Source organism: Streptomyces sp. HUAS TT11 (genome assembly GCF_051553595.1).
Lineage (GTDB): Bacteria > Actinomycetota > Actinomycetes > Streptomycetales > Streptomycetaceae > Streptomyces.
Window position 1 is genome coordinate 6,094,694 of sequence record NZ_CP196184.1, and the last position, 20,670, is coordinate 6,115,363.

Sequence of the window (20,670 nt, forward strand, 5' to 3'; positions counted from 1 at the left end):
AGCCAGCATGAGTCAGCCGCATCGTCGCGGGCCCGGAGGATGTCGTGAGCGACACACAGACCTTGATCGAGAACCGTCCGCCGTCCGTGGCGGCCCTCTTTCTGGAGCGCGTGGCGGCCACGCCCGACGCCGAGGCCTACCGGTACCCGGTACCGGTCGCCTCCGGCGAGGGCCCGGACGAATGGAAGTCGCTGAGCTGGGCCGAGGCGGCCGGGCAGGTCTTCTCGATCGCGGCCGGACTGATCGAGCTGGGCGTGCAGCCGGAGCAGCGGGTGGCGCTCGCCTCCTCGACGCGGGTCGAGTGGATCCTCGCCGACCTGGGCATCCTCTGCGCCGGAGCGGCCACCACCACGGTCTACCCGCAGACGAACGCCGATGAGTCGGCCTTCATCCTCTCCGACTCCGAGAGCAGGGTGCTCATCGCGGAGAACGCGGAGCAACTGGCGAAGGTGCGGGAGAAGCGTGCGGAGCTGCCCGCGCTCACCCATGTCGTGGTGATCGACCCCGAGGGTGTCGAGACGGGCGGCTGGGTGCTCTCCCTGGCCGAGCTGGAGTCGCGCGGTGCCGCCTACCTCGAGCAGCACCCCGAGCTCATCAAGGAGCGGGTGGGCGCGATCACCAAGGACCAGCTCGCCACCCTGATCTACACCTCCGGCACCACCGGCCGTCCCAAGGGCGTGCGCCTGCCGCACGACAACTGGGCGTACATGGCCAAGGCGATCGCGGCGACCGGGCTGGTCGGCGCCGACGACGTGCAGTACCTGTGGCTGCCGCTCGCGCATGTCTTCGGCAAGGTGCTCACCTCCGGTCAGATCGAGGTCGGCCACGTCACGGCCGTCGACGGCCGCGTGGACAAGATCATCGAGAATCTGCCGGTCGTGCAGCCGACCTACATGGCGGCCGTACCGCGCATCTTCGAGAAGGTCTACAACGGGGTCGCGGCCAAGGCACGGGCGGGCGGCGCCGCGAAGTACAAGATCTTCCTGTGGGCGGCCGGGGTCGCCCGGGAGTACGCCAAGGTCTCCCAGGACACCTTCCGCCGTACCGGTACGCATGCAGTGCCGTTCGGACTCGCCGCCAAGCACAAGGTCGCGGACGCGCTGGTCTTCGCCAAGATCCGGGAGGCGTTCGGCGGCAACCTGCGCGCCTGCGTCTCCGGCTCCGCCGCCCTCGCCCCCGAGATCGGGTACTTCTTCGCCGGCGCCGGCATCCACATCCTGGAGGGCTACGGCCTCACCGAGTCCTCCGCCGCCTCCTTCGTGAACCCGGGTGAGGCGTACCGCACGGGCACCGTCGGCAAGCCGCTGGCCGGCACCGAGGTGCGTATCGCGGACGACGGCGAGATCCTGATGCGCGGCCCCGGCATCATGGAGGGCTACCACGGGCTGCCGGAGAAGACCGCCGAGGTGCTGGAGGCGGACGGCTGGTTCCACACCGGTGACATCGGAGAGCTGTCGCCCGACGGCTATCTGCGGATCACCGACCGCAAGAAGGACCTCATCAAGACGTCCGGCGGCAAGTACATCGCGCCCGCCGAGGTCGAGGGCCAGTTCAAGGCGGTGTGCCCGTACGTCTCCAACATCCTTGTGCACGGCGCCGACCGGAACTACTGCACCGCGCTCATCGCCCTCGACGAGGTGTCCGTCCTGGAGTGGGCGAAGGAGAACGGGCTGGGAGGCAGGTCGTACGCCGAGATCGTGGCCGCGCCGGCCACGGTCGAGATGGTCGACGGGTACGTCAAGCAGCTCAACGAGGGGCTCCAGAAGTGGCAGACCGTCAAGAAGTTCCGTCTGCTGCCGCGGGACCTCGACGTGGAGCACGGCGAGATCACGCCGAGCCTGAAGCTGAAGCGGCCCGTCGTCGAGCGGGAGTACAAGCACCTGATCGACGAGATGTACGCCGGCGCGCGCGAGGCCTAGGACGACGGCCGGGGGCACGGGCCGAACATCCGGTCCCCGGTCACCAGTCGCCGTGACTCCCGGACCAGCGCACGCAGTTCGACGAGGTCCGGGGGACCGTCCCCGGTCAGTGACTGTTCCAGCGCCGCCAGTCGGCCGCCCAGCTCCGCGCAGTGCGTCCGTTCCCGGGTCGGCATCCGCTCCAGCTGCCGGTTCTTGCGGTGCAGGTCCAGGAACACGGACACCTTCGCGCTCAGCACCCACGGGTCGAAGGGCTTGGCGAGGCAGTCGGCGGCCCCGGTCGTACAGCCGCGGAAGGCTTAGCCCGCGTCGGCGTCGGAGCCGGTCAGGAATATGATCGGGACGTCCTTGGTCTGGTCGAGCCGCTTGATGTGCGCCACGGTCTCGAATCCGTCCATGCCGGTCATCCGTATGTCCAGCAGGACGAGGGCGAAGCGCCGCCGCAGCAGCGCCTTCATCGCCTCCTCGCCCGAACGCGCATGCACCAGCGGCTCGTTGAGCGGCCGCAGGACCGCTCGAGCGCCGTCAGGTTGTCCTCAATGTCGTCGACGAGGAGGATGCTCGCGCTGTCCTCGGACGCTTCCTCAGCGGGCATGTGACGGTCCCTCACTCGTCGAACGGGAGGACGGCGGACCGTTCGGGGGCGCTCGCTCCCTCGGCCCCGGCGCTTTGCTCCGGCCCCGTGTCGCAGCCGATCGCGCCCCGGCCGCGGGACTCCGCTCCGTCCGGGTCCAGGAGGGCGCAGACGACGGTCAGCAGCCGGTCGACGTCGACGGGTTTGGGTACGTAGTCGTTGGCGCCGCGCGCGATGGACTTCTCGCGGTCGCCGGGCATCGCCTTCGCGGTCAGCGCGACGATGGGCAGGTCCGCCCAGTGGGGCGTGCGGCGGACGGCGGAGATCGTCTCGTAGCCGTCCATCTCCGGCATCATGATGTCCATCAGGACGAGTTCGACGTCCGGATGGCGCTCCAGCGCCTCGATGCCCTCACGGCCGTTCTCCGCGTACAGCACCGGCATGCCGACACGGCCGAGGACATGCGTGAGCGCGAAGACGTTGCGGATGTCGTCGTCCACGATCAGCACCCGCCGGCCCGGGAGCACCTGCCCCGCCCGGCCGGACTTCCACGCCTCCAGCTTGGTCGGCGCGGGCCAGGCGTCGTCGGTGTCGGGCCCTGCGCAGTGCTCGGCGGACAGCTGCTCGGGCACGGGCGCCTGCTGCTCCTGCGGTGTCGGGCCGGTCGCCGTGTGCCCGGGGCCGACCACGGGCACGTACAGCGTGAACGTCGACCCCTGGCCGGGAGCGCTCTCCGCGATGATCTTCCCGCCCAGCAGGCCGGCGATCTCCCGGCTGATGGACAGGCCCAGTCCCGTGCCGCCGTACTTGCGGTTGGTCGTGCCGTCGGCCTGCTGGAACGCCTCGAAGATCACCGGGAGTTTCTCGGGTGCGATACCGATGCCCGTGTCGGAGACGGCGAACGCGATCGCCGTGTCGGTGTTCTCGCCGGTGTGGCGGTGGTCGGGGTCCTTGACGAGGTCGACCGTGAGCTCGACCTTGCCGGTGGCGGTGAACTTGATCGCGTTGGAGAGCAGATTGCGCAGGATCTGCTGGAGCCGCTGCTCGTCCGAGTGCATCTCCCGCGGCACGTCGGGCCCCACGGTGACCTCGAAGGCGAGTCCCCGGTCGAGGGTGAGCGGGCGGAAGGTGGCGTGGACGTAGTCCAGCAGTTTGATGAGCGGAAGCCGCTTGGGACGTACGTCCATCCGGCCGGCCTCGATCTTCGACAGGTCGAGGATGTCGTTGATCAGTTGCAGCAGGTCCGAGCCCGAGCGGTGGATCGTCGTCGCGAACTGCACGTCCTGGTCGGAGAGATGGCCGTCCGGGTTGTCGGAGAGCAGGCGGGCCAGGATCAGCAGGGAGTTCAGGGGTGTGCGCAGCTCGTGCGACATGTTCGCCAGGAATTCCGACTTGTACTGCGACGACGTCGCCAGCAGCGCCGCCTTCTCCTCCAGTTCGGCGTTCGAGCGCTGAAGCTCCGCCTGCTGCTTCTGCAGTTCGTCGGAGCGCTCCTGGAGCTGCATGGCCAGCCGCTGGGACTCGCCGAGCAGGGACTCGGTGCGGGAGTTGGCGATGATGGTGTTGATCGCGACGCCGATCGTGTTCACGAACTGGTCGAAGAACGCGAGATGGACGTCGGAGAAGCGGGAGAAGGAGGCCAGCTCGATGACGCCGAGCAGCTTGTCCTCGAAGAGGATCGGGATGATCACCACGCTGGTCGGGGCCGCTTCACCGAGCCCGCTGTTGATCTTGATGTAGTCCGGCGGGGCCTCCTCGACGAGGATCCGCTGCTTCTCCCGCGCCGCCTGACGGACCAGACCGTGCACCGGCAGGCCGCCGGTCTCGACCGTCGTCTCCTGCGCGGCACCGTAACCGGCGATGAACGCGAGCCCCTTCGCGGGCACCGTGGTGCGCACCGAGGCGCCGTCCTCGTCGGGGTCGGCCAGGTAGAAGGCGCCGTACTGCGCTTTCACCAGCGGGGTCAGCTCCCGCAGGATCAGGTCGGCGACCTCCATCAGATCGCGGTGGCCCTGCATCAGCGCCGCGAGCCGGGCGAGGTTCGACTCCAGCCAGTCCTTGGCCCGGGTGGTCTCGCGGAGGTTGGCCACCATCAGGTTGATGTCGTCCTTGAGCTCGGCGACCTCGCCGCGCGCCTCCACCGTGATCGACCGGGACATGTCGCCCTGGGCCACCGCGGAGGCCACCTCGGCGATCGCGCGGACCTGGGTCGTCAGGTTGAGGGCCAGTTCGTTGACGTTGGTCGTCAGGCGCTTCCAGGTGCCGTAGACGCCCTCGACGCGTGCCTGGCCGCCGAGCTGGCCCTCGCTGCCGACCTCCCGGGCCACGCGGGTGACCTCGGAGGAGAAGGACGAGAGGGTGTCGACCATCGTGTTGATGGTGGTCTTCAGCTCCAGGATCTCGCCGCGGGCGTCCACGTCGATCTTCTTCGACAGGTCGCCCTGGGCGACGGCGGTGGCGACCTGGGCGATGTTGCGCACCTGGGAGGTCAGGTTGTCCGCCATGTAGTTGACGTTGTCCGTGAGGTCCTTCCAGACTCCGCTGACGCCCCGCACCTGGGCCCGGCCGCCCAGTCTGCCGTCCGTGCCGACCTCGCGGGCCACGCGTGTGACCTCGTCCGCGAAGGCCCGCAGCTGTTCCACCATCGTGTTGACGGTGTCCTTGAGCTCGAGGATCTCGCCGCGGGCGTCGACGGTGATCTTCTTGGAGAGGTCGCCGTTGGCGACGGCGGTCGTCACCTGGGCGATGTTGCGGACCTGCGAAGTGAGGTTGAGCGCCATGAAGTTGACGTTGTCGGTGAGGTCCTTCCAGACCCCGCTCACCCCGCGCACCTGGGCCTGACCGCCGAGGTTGCCCTCGGTGCCGACCTCTCGGGCCACCCGGGTCACCTCGTCGGCGAACGCGGAGAGCTGGTCGACCATCGTGTTGATGGGCGACTTCAGTTCCAGGATCTCGCCCTTCGCCTCGACCGTGATCTTCTTTCCGAGGTCGCCCTGGGCGACCGCCGTGGACACGAGCGCGATGTTGCGCACCTGGGAGGTCAGGTTGTCCGCCATGAAGTTGACGTTGTCGGTGAGGTCCTTCCAGACCCCGGAGACGCCCCGGACCTGGGCCCGACCGCCGAGGTTGCCCTCGGTGCCGACCTCGCGGGCGACCCGGGTCACCTCGTCGGCGAACGCGGAGAGCTGGTCGACCATCGTGTTGATCGTGGACTTCAGCTCCAGGATCTCGCCCTGGGCGTCCACCGTGATCTTCTGGCTGAGGTCGCCGTTGGCGACCGCCGTGGTGACCTGCGCGATGTTGCGGACCTGCGAGGTCAGGTTCGAGGCCATGAAGTTGACGTTGTCGGTGAGGTCCTTCCAGACCCCGCTGACGCCCCGCACCTGGGCGCGTCCGCCCAACTGGCCCTCGGTGCCGACCTCGCGGGCCACCCGGGTCACCTCGTCGGCGAACGCCGAGAGCTGGTCCACCATCGTGTTCACGGTGAGCTTCAGCTCCAGCAGCTCACCCGTCGCCTCGACCGTCACCGTGCGGGTCAGGTCGCCGCGCGCCACCGCCGTCGTCACCAGGGCGATGTCCCGGACCTGGGCCGTCAGGCGGGAGGCCATCGTGTTGACCGCCTCGGTCACGTCCCGCCAACTGCCCGAAAGACCCCGCACCTTGGCCCGGCCGCCGAGCCGCCCCTCGGTGCCGACCTCACGGGCGACCCGTGTCACCTCGCCGGTGAACAGCGACAGCTGGTCGACCATCCTGTTGACCGCGCGGCCGAGACGACGCAGATCACCGCGCAGCTGGCGGCTGCCGTCGTGCAGATCGACCCGCTGCGTCAGATCGCCGCCGGCCACCGCGTCGAGCACCCGCGTCGCGTTGGCCGCCGGCGCCACCAGGGCGTCGAGCACCTGGTTGACGGCGTCGACGCGGGAGGTCCAGGATCCCTGGCCCGGGCTCGCCGAGACCCGCTCGTCGAGCCGGCCGTGCCGCACCAGCTCCCGCTTGACCCGCTGGACCTCCGAGTTGAAGTGCGTGCTCCGGTCGACGATCTGATTGAAGACGGCGCCCAGTTCGGCGACCAGGCCGTGGCCCGCCTCCGGCACCTTGGTGAAGTCGCCGTCCCGGGCAGCCGTCATCGCAGCGAGCAGGGGACGGAGATCCGATGCTCGAATCTGTCCGTCTTCGAACACATCTGTAGCACTGTTCTCACTCATGCCGGCCCACTTCGGTAACTCGGTGCTTATGGGCGCGGCCAGTCTGTCACTCTGTCCGCATCGTCAGAGGCGTATTCGTCCCAACTGCTCGGGGAGCTGTCCATGGGGGCCATTCCCACGCAAAGGGAGACCATCTCCCGAGCCCCTGATGTGCCTGTGCCCGAAGGCGCGGACCTGCGCGCGGTGGTGCGTACGACGCTGCCCGGGGGCCCGCTCGCGGCCGGTGCCGCGCGCCGGTTCGTCCGCGCGGCCCTGGAGGATTGGGCCCGGGCCGCCGAACCGGACACGTTCACCGAGCGGTTGATCGACGACACGCTGGTCGTCGTCAGCGAACTGGTCACCAACGCCGTCGTGCACGCCGGCACGGACGTCGACGTGGCCTGCCGGCTGAAGGAGGCGGAGGACGAACCGGCCGGCCTGGTCGTCGAGGTCTCCGACCACCACCCCTCCCGGGCGGTACGGGACGACGGCTCGGAACGCCCGTACGGCATACCCGAGTACGGGCGCGGCCTGCGCCTCGTGTCCACGCTCTCCACGGCCTGGGGGATCACCTACCGCACCGGCACCAAGACGGTCTGGGCCCTGCTGCCCCTCGACGGCGCCCGCGACGCCGAGGACACCCTCGAGGCGTACGGCTGCGAGAGCGGGCCGAGCGCGGCCGAACTGCTCGGGCCCGACCTCTCCGCCTTCGCCGAGACCGCGCGAGGCGGGCACGACCCGGACTGGCGGGGCCGCGGGGCCCTCTCGTTCCTCGCGGAGGCCTCCGATCTGCTCGCCGGACAGCTCGACGAGGACCTGGTGGCCGCGCTCACCGGGCAGCTGATCGTGCCGCGGCTCGCCGACTGGTGCGCGGTGTGGCTGGAGGACGAGGCGACCGGCTGGCAGGGGCCCGAGACCGCGGTCGCCCCGGGGACCCGGCTGGCCCGCGTGTGGCACGGCAGTGAGAACCGGATCGAGGAGCTGCGCCGGTCGCTGGAGAAGGACCCGCCCCGGGTGCCCGACTCTGTGCGCTCAAGGGCCGTTCCCGTGCCGTGGCCAGGCGAGGCGCTGGGGCCGCGCGGGGCGACGGGGGCCGCGCTGGCGTACCGGCTGATCGCCGGCGGCCGGCCGCTGGGCACGCTCGTCATCGGGCGGGCCGGACTGCTGCGCTTCCCGGACGAGGTCACCGGGCTCGTGGAGGATCTGAGCCGCCGTGTGGCACTGGCCATCGGGGCTGCCCGGCAGTACGCCCGCCAGGCCACGATCAGCCGGGTGCTGCAGCGGGGCCTGCTGCCCGGCGCGGTCGCCGAGATCCCCGGGCTGCGCAGCGCCCTCGTGTACGAGCCCTGCGACAAGGGCGGCCCGAGCGGCGACTTCTACGACATCTTCCCGGCCGGCGACGGGCGCTGGTGCTTCGCGCTCGGCGACGTCCAGGGCAAGGGCCCCGAGGCGGCCGTCGTGATCGGCCTGGCCCGGCCCTGGCTGCGGCTGCTGGCCCGTGAGGGCTACGCCGTCCCCGACGTCCTGGACCGCCTCAACCAGCTCCTCCTGGACGACGCGACGGAGGCCGCGGACGCGGCGGCGCGTGCGCTGGTGGCCGCCGGCGCTCCCGTGCCGGTCGTCGACGACGGCCCGCACGCCCGCTTCCTCTCCCTCCTGTACGGCGAGCTGGTCCCCTTCGAGGGCGGGGTGCGTTGCACACTGGCCTCGGCCGGGCACCCGCTGCCGCTGGCCCTGGGCCCGGACGGCGACGTACGCGCCGTGGCGCGGCCGCAGACGCTGCTCGGGGTCGTGGAGGACGTGGCGTACGCCTGCGAGACCTTCGAGCTGCACCCCGGCGACACCCTGCTGTGCGTCACGGACGGGGTGACGGAGCGGCGCAGCGGCCCCCGGCAGTTCGACGACGCGGACGGGCTTGCGGCGGCGCTCACCGGCTGCGCCGGGCTGAGCGCGCAGCGGATCGCGGAGCGGATCAGGGGACTGGTGCACGACTTCGGAGCGAAGCCCCCGGAGGACGATCTCGCGCTGCTGGTCCTGCAGGCGGAGTGAGCGCGGTGAGGAGTTCCGGCGGTACGGGACAATGGAGGACATGCCTTCCGCACTCCCCGACGGTGAGCCCGTACCCGACGACGGGGCGCTGCCCGCACACGCCCTGGCCGGGGCCGCCGGGCGTCCCCTCGGCTTCTATCTCCACGTGCCGTACTGCGCCACGCGCTGCGGCTACTGCGACTTCAACACCTACACCGCGACGGAGCTGCGCGGCACGGGCGGAGTTCTGGCGTCCCGCGACAACTACGCGGAGACGCTGATCGACGAGGTCCGGCTGGCCCGCAAGGTGCTGGGCGACGACCCGCGCGAGGTGCGCACGGTCTTCGTCGGGGGCGGTACGCCGACGCTGCTCGCCGCGGAGGACCTGGTACGGATGCTGGGCTCGATCCGCGACGAGTTCGGGCTCGCGGACGACGCAGAGGTGACGACGGAGGCCAACCCGGAGTCGGTGGACGAGCGGTATCTCGCCACGCTCCGCGAGGGCGGTTTCAACCGGATCTCCTTCGGCATGCAGAGCGCGCGTCCGCACGTCCTGAAGGTCCTGGACCGCACGCATACGCCCGGCCGCCCCGAGGCGTGTGTGGCCGAGGCGCGGGCGGCGGGCTTCGCGCACGTGAACCTGGACCTGATCTACGGCACGCCGGGCGAGTCGGACGACGACTGGCGGGCGTCGCTGGAGGCGGCACTGGGTGCGGGGCCCGACCACATCTCGGCCTACGCGCTGATCGTCGAGGAGGGCACGCAGCTCGCGCGCCGCATACGCCGGGGCGAGATCCCGATGACGGACGACGACGTCCACGCGGACCGCTACCTGATCGCGGACGAGATGCTCGGATCGGCGGGCTACGACTGGTACGAGGTCTCCAACTGGGCGACGTCGCAGCCCGCCCGCTGCCTGCACAACGAGCTGTACTGGCGCGGCGCCGACTGGTGGGGTGCGGGCCCCGGCGCCCACAGCCACGTGGGCGGGGTGCGCTGGTGGAACGTGAAGCATCCGGGGGCCTATGCGGCGGCCCTCGCGGAGGGGCGCTCCCCGGGCGCCGGACGCGAGGTCCTGACGGGCGAGGACCGGCGGGTCGAACGCATCCTGCTGGAGCTGCGGCTGCGGGAGGGCGTTCCCTTGCCGCTGCTGCGGGATGCGGGGCTCGCGGCCTCGCGCCGCGCGCTGGCGGACGGGCTGCTGGAGGAGGGTCCGTACGGGGAGGGGCGCGCCGTACTGACGTTGCGGGGGCGGCTGCTCGCGGACGGTGTGGTGCGGGACCTGGTGGACTGATCGGACTGATCACCGGGCGGGGCCGGCCACCGCGCGGCGGTTCGGGCCCCGGCCCGGTCGGCGGGGTGGCGGCGTCCTGACGGCGTCGGAGGGCCGGTCGTCGCCCGGCCGGTGCTCACGGTTGTGCCGTGACGAAGTCGATCAGCTCCTCCACCCTGCCCAGCAGCTCCGGCTCCAGATCCTTGTAGGACCGCACCCGCGACAGGATCCGCTGCCAGGCCTCACCCGTGTTCTCCGGCCAGCCCAGGGCCCGGCACACGCCCTTCTTCCAGTCCTCGCCGTGCGGGATGCGCGGCCACTGCCTGATGCCGACCGACGACGGCTTCACGGCCTCCCAGACATCGATGTAGGGATGCCCGACCACCAGCGCGTGCTCGCTCGTCACCGACTCCGCGATGCGCCATTCCTTCGTGCCGGGGACCAGATGGTCCACCAGGACGCCCAGGCGGGCGTCGGGGCCGGGGGAGAACGACGAGACGATCGACGGCAGGTCGTCGACGCCCTCCAGGTACTCGACGACCACACCCTCGATCCGCAGGTCGTCGCCCCACACCCGCTCGACCAGTTCCGCGTCGTGGCGGCCCTCCACATAGATGCGGCCGGCACGGGCGACACGCGCGCGGGCCCCGGGGACCGCCACCGAGCCCGACGCCGTACGCGTGGGGCGTACCGGCACCTTCGACGGGCGCACCAGCGTCACCACCCGGCCCTCCAGCAGGAAGCCGCGCGGCTCCAGGGGGAACACCCGGTGCTTGCCGAAGCGGTCCTCCAGGGTCACCGTGCCCGCCTCGCAGCGGATCACCGCACCGCAGAAGCCGGTGCGCGGCTCCTCGACCACCAGACCGGGGTCCGCCGGGACCTCCGGCACGGGCTTGGGCTTCTTCCACGGCGGAGTCAGGTCCGGCGAATACTGGCGCATTCGGATGACGATAGGAGAACCGCGAACCCGCAAGGCGTACGGGGCGCCACGACACGCCGGGGCGAGCCGCCTTGCCCGCGGCGCGCGGGACCCGGGCCCCGTGGAGGGCCGTCGCGACCCTTCCCGGGCAGACGCGGCGGCCGGCGAGGACGAGCGCTCCGGGCAACCTCACGCCCGTGAGCGCGAGATACGTCACACGCCGTTCCGTGCCCGCGGGCGCCACAGGCCGCGGCGCCCGGGCGTACGGGGTGCGCCCTCGTCCGGGCGCCCGACCCGCCTCGATCGCGTGGGCCCGCCCGCTCTCCCGCGACCGGTCCGGCCGTGCCGTTTCGGACCGGAGGGCGTGGACGCCCGGTCCCCGGACCGGCCGCCCTCCGTCCTCGCCCTTCCCACGACACCGCCGTGCGGCGGTGTCGTGGGTGCCCGCGCGGCGGGGACACCCCGGGACAGGTCGGTACACGTCGGTACGACGGGTCGGAACGCGTGGGTACGACGGCGCTGCCGCCCTTGCCGGGGGCGTACCCGACCGCCGTACACTTGCTCCGGGATGTTGGCACTCGCATGCACAGAGTGCCAGGGAAGCGCCAAGGGGACACTGGAGGTGTGCGCGATGCTCAGTGAACGCCGGCTCGAGGTGCTGCGCGCCATCGTCCAGGACTATGTGGGAACCGAGGAGCCGGTGGGTTCCAAGGCCCTCACCGAACGGCACAAGCTCGGTGTCTCCCCGGCCACCGTCCGCAACGACATGGCCGTGCTGGAGGAGGAGGGCTACATCGCCCAGCCGCACACCAGCGCCGGACGCATCCCCACGGACAAGGGCTACCGCCTCTTCGTCGACAAGCTCGCGGCCGTCAAACCGATGAGCCCGCCCGAGCGCCGCGCGATCCAGAGCTTCCTGGAGAGCGCCGTCGACCTCGACGACGTCGTCACGCGCACGGTGCGGCTGCTCGCGCAACTCACCCGGCAGGTCGCGGTCGTGCAGTACCCCTCGCTGACGCGCTCCACGGTGCGCCATGTCGAGCTGCTGTCGATGGCGCCCGCACGCGTGATGCTCGTGCTGATCACGGACACCGGCCGGGTCGAGCAGCGCATGATCGACTGCCCCGCGCCGTTCGGCGAGGCGTCGCTGGCCGACCTGCGCGCCCGGCTCAACAGCCGGGTCGCCGGCCGCCGCTTCGCGGACGTCCCGCTGCTCGTGCAGGACCTGGTCGAGGCCTTCGAGGAGCCGGAGGACCGCAGTACGGTCGCTACGGTGCTCTCCACTTTGCTGGAGACACTCGTGGAGGAGACCGAGGAGCGGTTGATGATCGGCGGAACCGCCAATCTCACCCGCTTCGGGCATGACTTCCCTCTCACCATCCGCCCCGTCCTCGAGGCGCTCGAGGAGCAGGTCGTGCTCCTCAAGTTGCTGGGCGAGGCGAAGGATCCGGCCATGCGGGTGCGTATCGGTCACGAGAACGCGCACGAGGGACTCAACTCCACGTCCGTCGTCTCCGTGGGCTACGGTTCGGGCGGCGAAGCAGTAGCGAAACTCGGCGTGGTCGGACCGACCCGCATGGATTACCCGGGAACGATGGGAGCGGTACGAGCGGTGGCACGGTACGTCGGACAGATCCTGGCGGAGTCGTAAGTGGCCACGGACTACTACGCCGTACTCGGCGTGCGCCGCGACGCGTCGCAGGAGGAGATCAAGAAGGCGTTCCGCCGGCTCGCCCGCGAGCTGCACCCGGACGTCAACCCCGATCCCAAGACGCAGGAGCGGTTCAAGGAGATCAACGCCGCGTACGAGGTGCTGTCGGACCCGCAGAAGAAGCAGGTCTACGACCTCGGTGGCGACCCGCTGTCCCAGGCGGGCGGCGCCGGTGCGGGCGGCTTCGGCGCGGGCGGTTTCGGGAACTTCTCGGACATCATGGACGCCTTCTTCGGCACGGCGTCGCAGCGCGGACCGCGCTCACGCACCCGCCGGGGCCAGGACGCCATGATCCGGCTCGAGATCGAGCTCGACGAGGCGGCCTTCGGCACGACGAAGGACATCCAGGTCGACACCGCCGTCGTCTGCAACACCTGCAACGGCGAGGGCGCCGCACCCGGCACCTCCGCGCAGACCTGTGACATGTGCCGCGGCCGCGGTGAGGTCTCGCAGGTCACCCGGTCCTTCCTGGGCCAGGTCATGACGTCCCGGCCGTGTCCGCAGTGCCAGGGCTTCGGCACCATCGTCCCGAACCCGTGCCCCGAGTGCGCGGGCGACGGGCGGGTGCGCTCCCGCAGGACGCTCACCGTCAAGATCCCCGCCGGCGTCGACAACGGCACCCGGATCCAGCTTGCGGGCGAGGGCGAGGTCGGCCCCGGCGGCGGTCCCGCCGGTGACCTGTACGTGGAGATCCACGAGCTGCCGCACTCGGTCTTCCAGCGCCGCGGGGACGACCTGCACTGCACGGTCACCATCCCGATGACGGCGGCGGCCCTCGGCACGAAGGTCCCGCTGGAGACGCTCGACGGCCTGGAGGAGGTCGACATCCGTCCCGGCACGCAGTCCGGGCAGTCGATCCCCCTGCACACCCGCGGTGTCACGCATCTGCGCGGCGGCGGGCGCGGCGATCTGATCGTCCACGTCGAGGTGCAGACGCCGTCGAAGCTGGACCCCGAGCAGGAGCGCCTGCTGCGCGAGCTGGCGGTGCTGCGCGGCGAGGAACGGCCGCAGGGGCAGTTCCAGCCGGGTCAGCAGGGGCTGTTCTCACGGCTGAAGGACGCGTTCAACGGGCGCTGACCGACGGGCGGGCGCCCGGCGTTCCGTAGGCCGGATTCCGCTGCCCGCGGACCTTCACCCATCGTCCTGATGCGTTGTTCCTTCCCCTGGCATATGCCAGGGGAAGGCCGGATTCGGACTTGTTCGGGGGACGTGACAACATGCCGTCATGTCCTCCGCGCTGACCGATCTCCTCCGCCTTCCGATCGTGCAGGCCCCCATGGCGGGCGGCGTCTCCGTGCCGCAGCTCGCCGCCGCCGTGACCGACGCCGGCGGCCTGGGATTCCTCGCTGCCGGGTACAAGACGGCCGACGGCATGTACCAGGAGATCAAGCAGCTCCGCGGGCTGACGAACGGACCCTTCGGTGTGAACGTGTTCATGCCGCAACCCGAGTATCCCGGTGCAGGCGGCGGCTCCACCGGAGCGGCCGGCGCCGCGCTGCCTTCCGCCGCGGCCGTGGAGGTCTACGCCAACCAGCTCGCCGGTGAGGCCGCCTGGTACGAGACCGAACTCGGCGACCCCGACAGCGGCCGCGACGACGGCTACGACGTCAAGCTCGCCGTTCTCCTCGACAACCCGGTGCCGGCCGTCTCGTTCCACTTCGGGGTCCCCACTGCGGAGGTCCTGGACTCCCTGCGTCGCGTGGGCACCTTCACCCTTGTCACCGCGACCACCCCGGACGAGGCGCGCGCCGTGCAGGAGGCGGGCGCGGACGCGGTGATCGTGCAGGGCGTCGAGGCCGGCGGACACCAGGGCACCCACCGGGACATCCAGGAGAACGACGGATCCGGCATCGGTCTGCTGGCCCTTGTGTCACAGGTGCGCGAGACCGTGGGCATCCCGATCGTGGCGGCCGGCGGCATCATGCGCGGCGGCCAGATCGCCGCGGTGCTCGCCGCGGGTGCGAGCGCCGCGCAGCTGGGCACGGCCTTCCTCGCGACCCCCGAGTCCGGGGCCCACCCCCTGCACAAGCAGGCGCTGACCGATCCCCTGTTCGTGCGGACGGAGTTGACGCGCGCGTTCAGCGGGCGCCCGGCCCGCGGTCTGGTCAACCGCTTCATGCGGGAACACGGACCCTACGCGCCGGCCGCGTACCCGGAGATCAACCACCTCACCGGTCCGCTGCGCAAGGCGGCCGCCGCGGCGGGTGACGCACAGGGCATGGGGCTGTGGGCCGGGCAGGGGCACCGGCAGGCCCGTGAACTGCCCGCCGGGCAACTGGTGGAGGTGCTGGCGGCCGAACTGGAGGCGGCGGCGACAGCGTTGTCGAGAGGCGGTGCCGGGCGATGACGGCTCCCGTCTTCGTCGTGGACCGACTCGACGGAATCGGCCCGGAGTTCGTGCTCGACGGACCGGAGGGCCGGCACGCGGTGTCGGTGAAACGGCTGCGGCCCGGTGAGGACGTGGTCCTCACCGACGGACACGGCCGGTGGACCGAGGGCGTGGTGAAAACGGCCGAGGGCAAGGACCGGCTGGTGGTCATGGACCTCGAGTCCCTCCACGAGGAGCCCCCGCCGGCGGTGCGCATCACCGTCGTCCAGGCGCTGCCCAAGGGCGACCGGGGCGAGTTGGCCGTGGAGACGATGACCGAGGTCGGGGTGGACGCGATCGTCCCCTGGGCGGCCTCCCGGTGCATCACGCAGTGGAAGGGCGACCGCGGGCTCAAGGCGCTCGGCAAATGGCGGGCCACCGCCCGCGAGGCGGGCAAGCAGTCGCGCCGGGTGCGCTTCCCCGAGGTCGCGGACGCCGCGACCACCAAGCAGGTGGCGGAACTTCTGGCAGAGGCCGATCTCGCCGCGGTCCTGCACGAGAGCGGCGACGAGCCCCTGGCGACGGTGGACCTGCCCGCGGAGGGCCGGATCGTGCTGGTCGTCGGGCCCGAAGGAGGCGTGGCTCCCGAGGAGTTGGCGCTTTTCGCGGACGCGGGTGCGAGGGCGTTCCGGCTGGGGCGTACCGTCCTGCGTACATCGACCGCCGGAACCGCGGCGGCCGCTCTGCTGCTCGGCCGTACGGGCCGCTGGTCCTGACCCACGGGGGCGTTCCATGGAACTCGCACAGATACGACTGCTGGTCTCGGACTTCGCCGAGTGCTACCGGTTCTACGCGGAGGTCCTCGGACTCAAGCCCCAGTCGGGAGCGGTGGACGGACCGTACGAGAAGTTCAGCCCCGCCACCGGTTCGGCGGGCATCGCGCTGCAGGACCGGTCGATGATGGCCGGGGTCCTCGGTGAGCTGTCCGACGAGGCCAGCGGCCACCGTTCGCTCGTGGTGCTGCGGGTGGACGACCTGGACGCGTACTGCGAGCAGATCACGTCCCGGGGCGCGACCCTTCTGCACGGTCCGGCCCCCATGACCGACCGCATGCGTGTCGCCCACCTCAAGGACCCGGAGGGCAACCTGGTGGAGCTCCAGGAGTGGCTCCTGCTGCTCCCCTGACGATCCTTCGGCGCGCGGCGGCACACATCCCGTGGGAGTGAACGGGGGCGTGCACATGGCTGTATGCGCCCTGTCCCCCTGCGCCGTGGAGTGGCAGGCTGCCCTCCATGGGGGTATTGAGACGGATCCGGCGGCGCCCCGGAGGCGGGCGGCTCGTCGCCGTGACCGGGGCCGTGCTGGTCACCGCGGGCGGAGCCGTCGCCTGCCAACCCGGTGATCTGAGTTCCGCGTCGGTGGCCTACACGACCGACCAGACCGCGACCAGGCAACTGGAACGGCAGCATGTGAACGTGCGCTGGCTGAGCTGCGTGGGCGACTACGGCAGCAGATCCTCCACCTCCGGCCGGACGCCCGCGCCGTCCGCGAGCACCGTCGTCACCGTCGACTGCCAGGGCCAGACCGACGACAAGAGGGACATCACCGTCACGGGCAGGGTCACCCGCGCCGTCGACGGCAAGTGCGTCCGCGGGAACCTCACGGCCACCGTGGGCGGCAGGCGCTGGTTCCGCGTGAGCGGCCTCGGCGACTGCAACGCCGCCGGCACCCCGATTCCACCCGTCACGTTCCGCCCGACCGCTCCCGGGCAGCCCGGGCCCACCGTCACCGTCACGAAGACGATCTGGTGCCAGGGCGACCCGACCTGCTGGCCGGTGCGGGGCAAGTGACGTCCCCCCGGGGCGGTTTCATCTGGGGAAAACCCCTGTCAGGGAACGAGATCGCTGCTTAGGGTGATCTGGTGACTCAGTCCGTATCGCCCGCGTACCTCCGGTTCCCGCATCTGCACGGCGAGTTGGTCGCCTTCACCGCCGAGGACGACGTCTGGGTCGCCCCGCTCGACGGCGGCCGCGCCTGGCGGGTCAGCGCCGACAACGTCCCCGTGAACCACCCCCGTATCTCCCCGGACGGCACGGTCGTCGCCTGGACCTCCACCCGCGACGGTGCCCCCGAAGTCCACGTCGCCCCGATCGACGGCGGCCCCTCGAAGCGCCTGACGCACTGGGGAAGCGCGAAGACCCAGGTGCGCGGCTGGACCCCCGAGGGCCGGGTGCTCGCGCTCAGCACGGCCGGTCAGGCGTCGCTGCGCCGCACCTGGGCGCGTGCCGTGCCGCTCGACGGCGGACCGGCCACCACCCTGCCGTACGGGCCCGTCGGCGAGGTCGCGTACGGGCCCGCCACGGTCCTGCTGTCCGCGCCGATGGGACGCGAGGCCGCCTACTGGAAGCGGTACCGGGGCGGTACCGCCGGCAAGTTGTGGATCGACCGTGAGGGCGACGGCGAGTTCGTGCGGCTGCACGAGGACCTCGACGGGAACATCGAGTACCCCCTGTGGGCGGGGACGGGGGACCGGGCGAGGATCGCCTTCCTCTCCGACCACGAGGGCGTCGGGGCGGTGTACTCCTCGCAGGCCGACGGGTCGGATCTGCGCCGCCACACACCCCTCGGGGAAGCGGACGAGAGCGGGGAGGGCTTCTACGCCCGCCACGCCGCCACCGACGGCACCCGGGTGGTGTACGCCTGTGCCGGTCAGCTGTGGCTCCTCGACGACCTGGACGGCGCCGAACCCCGGCGGCTGGACATCCGGCTCGGCGGGCAGCGCGCGGACCTCCAGCCGTACCCGCTGCACGCGGGCCGCTGGTTCGGCACCGCCTCGCCTGACCACGGCGGACGCGGCAGCGCGATCTCCGTGCGCGGCGCCGTGCACTGGATCACCCACCGTTCGGGGCCGGCCCGCGCGCTCGCCGCGGATCACGGCGTACGAGCCCGGCTGCCGCACACCTTCCGCGCCGACGGCGAGGAGTGGGTGGTGTGGGTGACGGACGCGGAGGGCGAGGACGCGCTGGAGTTCGCGCCCGCCACCGGATTTCTCCCGGCGGCCACCCCCCGCCGGCTGGCGGCCGGGCAGTTGGGGCGGGTGCTCGGGCTCGCGGTGGCACCCGACGGCGGCCGCGTCGCGGTCGCCACGGACGACGGACGGGTGCTGCTCGTCGAGCGGGACAGCGGCGAGGTGCGCGAGGTCGACCGCAGTGACGACGGGGAGGCCGACGGGCTGGTCTTCTCACCCGACTCGGCATGGCTTGCCTGGTCGCACCCCGGCCCGCGCCCGCTGCGCCAGCTCAAGCTCGCCAACACGGCCGACCTGTCGGTGACCGAGGCGACCCCGCTGCGCTTCCGGGACTACGCACCGGCGTTCACGCTGGACGGCAAGCACCTGGCGTTCCTCTCGGCGCGCTCCTTCGACCCCGTCTACGACGAGCACGTCTTCGACCTGGCCTTCGTGGGCGGTTCACGGCCGCACCTGATCACCCTGGCCGCGACCACGCCGTCCCCCTTCGGGCCGCAGCGGCACGGCCGCCCCTTCGAGGCGCCCGAGAAGGACGAGACGCCCGACAGCGAGGGCGCCCCCGCCACCCGGATCGACCTGGACGGGCTCGCCGACCGGATCGTGCCCTTCCCGGTCGAGGCGGCGCGCTACTCCGGGCTGCGGGCCGCCAAGGACGGTGTGCTGTGGCTGCGGCACCCCGTGCGCGGAGTGCTGGGTGCCTCCCGCGCCACACCCGACGACCCCGATCCCAAGACCGAGCTCGAGCGCTACGACCTGGTCCAGCAGCGCATCGAGCATCTCGCCGCGGACGCCGACCACTTCGCGGTCAGCGGTGACGGCAAGCGGGTGCTGCTGTGGACCGACGGCAAGCTCAAGGTCGTACCGAGCGACCGCCGCGCCCCGAACGACGACGACAGCGACGCGAACATCACGGTCGACCTGTCGCGGGTGCGGCAGACCGTCGACCCCGCCGCGGAGTGGCGGCAGATGTACGACGAGACGGGCCGTCTCATGCGGGACAACTTCTGGCGGCCGGACCTCGGCGGGATCGACTGGGACGGGGTCCTGGACCGCTACCGGCCGGTGCTCGCACGGGTGGCCACGCACGACGACCTGGTGGACCTGCTGTGGGAGGTGCACGGCGAGCTGGGCACCTCCCACGCGTACGTCACGCCGGCCGGCCACGGGGCCGACGCGGACCGGCGGCAGGGGCTGCTCGGTGCGGACATCTCCCGCCACACCGACGGCCAGTGGCACGTCGACCGGGTGCTGCCCTCGGAGACCTCCGACCCGGACGCACGGGCGCCGCTCGCCGCACCCGGTGTGGCCGTGCGCACCGGGGACGCGATCGTCGCGGTGGGCGGGCGGCCGGTGGACCCGGTGACGGGACCCGGGCCGCTGCTGGTCGGTACGGCGGGCCGGCCGGTGGAGCTGACGATCTCCCCGGCGGGCGGCGGGGATCTGCGGTACGCCGTCGTCGTCCCGACCGCCGACGAGGAGCCGCTCAGGTACCACGCCTGGGTGGCGGACCGGCGGGCGTATGTGCACGAGACCTCGGGCGGGCGGCTCGGGTATCTGCACGTGCCGGACATGGTGGGTTCCGGGTGGGCGCAGCTCCACCGGGACCTGCGGATCGAGGTCGCCCGGGAGGGGCTGGTCGTGGACGTCCGGGAGAACCGGGGCGGGCACACCTCCCAACTGGTCGTCGAGAAGCTGGCGCGCCGGATCGTGGGCTGGGACCTCCCGCGAGGGCTGCGGGCCTACAGCTATCCCGAGGACGCCCCGCGCGGGCCCGTCGTCGCCGTCGCCAACGAGTTCTCCGGGTCGGACGGGGACATCGTGAACGCGGCGGTCAAGGCGCTCGGGATCGGGCCGGTGGTCGGGACACGGACCTGGGGCGGGGTCATCGGGATCGACAGCAGGTACCGGCTTGTGGACGGGACCCTCGTGACGCAGCCGAAGTACGCGTTCTGGCTGGAGGGTTACGGCTGGGGCGTGGAGAACCACGGCGTCGATCCGGACGTCGAGGTGGTGCAGGCGCCGCAGGACCACGTCGCCGGGCGCGATGTGCAACTGGACGAGGCGGTGCGCATAGCGCTGGCCGCGCTCGAGGAGCACCCGGCGAAGACGCCCCCGGAGCTGCCCCGGCTGTGAGCCGGCGCCCCGCACCGGCGGCCCGGTGAGCCACCTCGCGTGGTGCCGACCCCCGCGGGTGCGGCGCCGGTGGGTCGCCGCGCCCCGGGCCGTCCGCTCCCGTGGAGCCCCGGTCGGCCGACCGGCCCGGGGCGGCCCGCGCCCCTCCGCGGCGGAGTGCGGGGACTCCGTCGGCGGCGGCCGGGCGGATACCATGCCGTCGTCGTGATCAGTCGGTGTGAGGAGGCACGCACATGGCGGGAGAACCGCAGGACGACTGCCTGTTCTGCAAGATCGTCGCGGGGCAGATCCCGGCGACGATCGTCCGGGAGACGGAGACCACCGTCGCCTTCCAGGACATCAACCCCCAGGCACCGACCCATGTCCTGGTCATCCCCCGGGTCCACTACCGGGACGTCGCCACCCTCGCCGCCGCCGTACCGGCCGTGGCCGCCGACCTGCTCCGCGAGACCGGCGAGGTCGCCGCGCAGGAGAAGCTCGAGAGCCACCGCGTCGTCTTCAACACCGGCAGCGGCGCCGGGCAGACCGTCTGGCACGCGCACGCCCACGTTCTCGGCGGCCGCGGCCTGCAGTGGCCCCCCGGGTAGGACGCC

13 protein-coding genes and 1 pseudogene are annotated in these 20,670 nt (G+C 71.8%); 11 read left to right on the forward strand and 3 right to left on the reverse strand.

All coding sequences use genetic code 11. The annotated features are described in order from the left end of the window. Positions 1-44: 44 nt before the first annotated feature. Positions 45-1,919: an AMP-dependent synthetase/ligase gene (locus tag ACSHXN_RS27120; protein WP_355137681.1), complete on the forward strand. Its 1,875-nt coding sequence runs from the start codon at positions 45-47 to the stop codon at positions 1,917-1,919. On the opposite strand, the pseudogene ACSHXN_RS27125 reads toward ACSHXN_RS27120, so the two are convergent. Both ACSHXN_RS27125 and ACSHXN_RS27130 read right to left on the reverse strand, forming a co-directional pair. Further along, positions 1,916-2,514, reverse strand: a pseudogene (locus ACSHXN_RS27125) (response regulator). The gene ACSHXN_RS27120 and the pseudogene ACSHXN_RS27125 overlap by 4 nt on opposite strands. Positions 2,515-2,525: 11 nt before the next feature. Further along, complete coding sequence (locus ACSHXN_RS27130; protein ID WP_438303886.1) at positions 2,526-6,698, reverse strand: HAMP domain-containing protein; 4,173 nt, start codon at positions 6,696-6,698, stop codon at positions 2,526-2,528. A 102-nt stretch (positions 6,699-6,800) separates the two neighbouring features. On the opposite strand from ACSHXN_RS27130, the gene ACSHXN_RS27135 reads away from it, so the two are divergent. Next, positions 6,801-8,726 (forward strand): SpoIIE family protein phosphatase, encoded by a 1,926-nt coding sequence (locus tag ACSHXN_RS27135; protein ID WP_355139350.1) that lies wholly within the window; start codon positions 6,801-6,803, stop codon positions 8,724-8,726. A 40-nt stretch (positions 8,727-8,766) separates the two neighbouring features. Beyond that, a complete protein-coding gene (gene hemW / locus ACSHXN_RS27140; protein WP_356114595.1) occupies positions 8,767-9,999 on the forward strand; it encodes a radical SAM family heme chaperone HemW in 1,233 nt (410 codons plus the stop codon). Between the two features lie 115 nt (positions 10,000-10,114). On the opposite strand, the gene ACSHXN_RS27145 is transcribed toward hemW, so the two are convergent. Beyond that, complete coding sequence (locus ACSHXN_RS27145) at positions 10,115-10,918, reverse strand: DUF3097 domain-containing protein (RefSeq protein ID WP_438303889.1); 804 nt, start codon at positions 10,916-10,918, stop codon at positions 10,115-10,117. 610 nt (positions 10,919-11,528) lie between these two features. On the opposite strand from ACSHXN_RS27145, the gene hrcA reads away from it, so the two are divergent. The 8 genes from hrcA (at position 11,529) to ACSHXN_RS27185 (ending at position 20,664) form a co-directional block, all read left to right on the forward strand. Further along, positions 11,529-12,548: a heat-inducible transcriptional repressor HrcA gene (gene hrcA / locus ACSHXN_RS27150; RefSeq protein ID WP_355139355.1), complete on the forward strand. Its 1,020-nt coding sequence runs from the start codon at positions 11,529-11,531 to the stop codon at positions 12,546-12,548. Then, positions 12,549-13,685, forward strand: coding sequence for a molecular chaperone DnaJ (dnaJ, locus tag ACSHXN_RS27155; RefSeq protein WP_331267116.1), 1,137 nt, complete (start codon positions 12,549-12,551; stop codon positions 13,683-13,685). 148 nt (positions 13,686-13,833) lie between these two features. Next, complete coding sequence (locus tag ACSHXN_RS27160) at positions 13,834-14,955, forward strand: nitronate monooxygenase (protein ID WP_355139357.1); 1,122 nt, start codon at positions 13,834-13,836, stop codon at positions 14,953-14,955. Next, entirely contained in the window at positions 14,952-15,692 is a 741-nt protein-coding gene (locus ACSHXN_RS27165; protein ID WP_355139359.1) for a 16S rRNA (uracil(1498)-N(3))-methyltransferase, read from the forward strand. The genes ACSHXN_RS27160 and ACSHXN_RS27165 overlap by 4 nt, the downstream gene beginning before the upstream one ends. Positions 15,693-15,708: 16 nt before the next feature. After that, positions 15,709-16,101, forward strand: coding sequence for a VOC family protein (locus ACSHXN_RS27170; RefSeq protein ID WP_355139361.1), 393 nt, complete (start codon positions 15,709-15,711; stop codon positions 16,099-16,101). Between the two features lie 107 nt (positions 16,102-16,208). Further along, entirely contained in the window at positions 16,209-16,766 is a 558-nt protein-coding gene (locus ACSHXN_RS27175) for a hypothetical protein (RefSeq protein ID WP_355139363.1), read from the forward strand. Positions 16,767-16,837: 71 nt separating this feature from the next. Further along, positions 16,838-20,077, forward strand: coding sequence for a S41 family peptidase (locus tag ACSHXN_RS27180; RefSeq protein WP_438303895.1), 3,240 nt, complete (start codon positions 16,838-16,840; stop codon positions 20,075-20,077). Between the two features lie 233 nt (positions 20,078-20,310). Further along, positions 20,311-20,664, forward strand: a complete 354-nt coding sequence (locus ACSHXN_RS27185; protein ID WP_355139367.1) for a histidine triad nucleotide-binding protein — start codon at positions 20,311-20,313, stop codon at positions 20,662-20,664. The last annotated feature ends 6 nt before the right edge of the window (positions 20,665-20,670 follow it).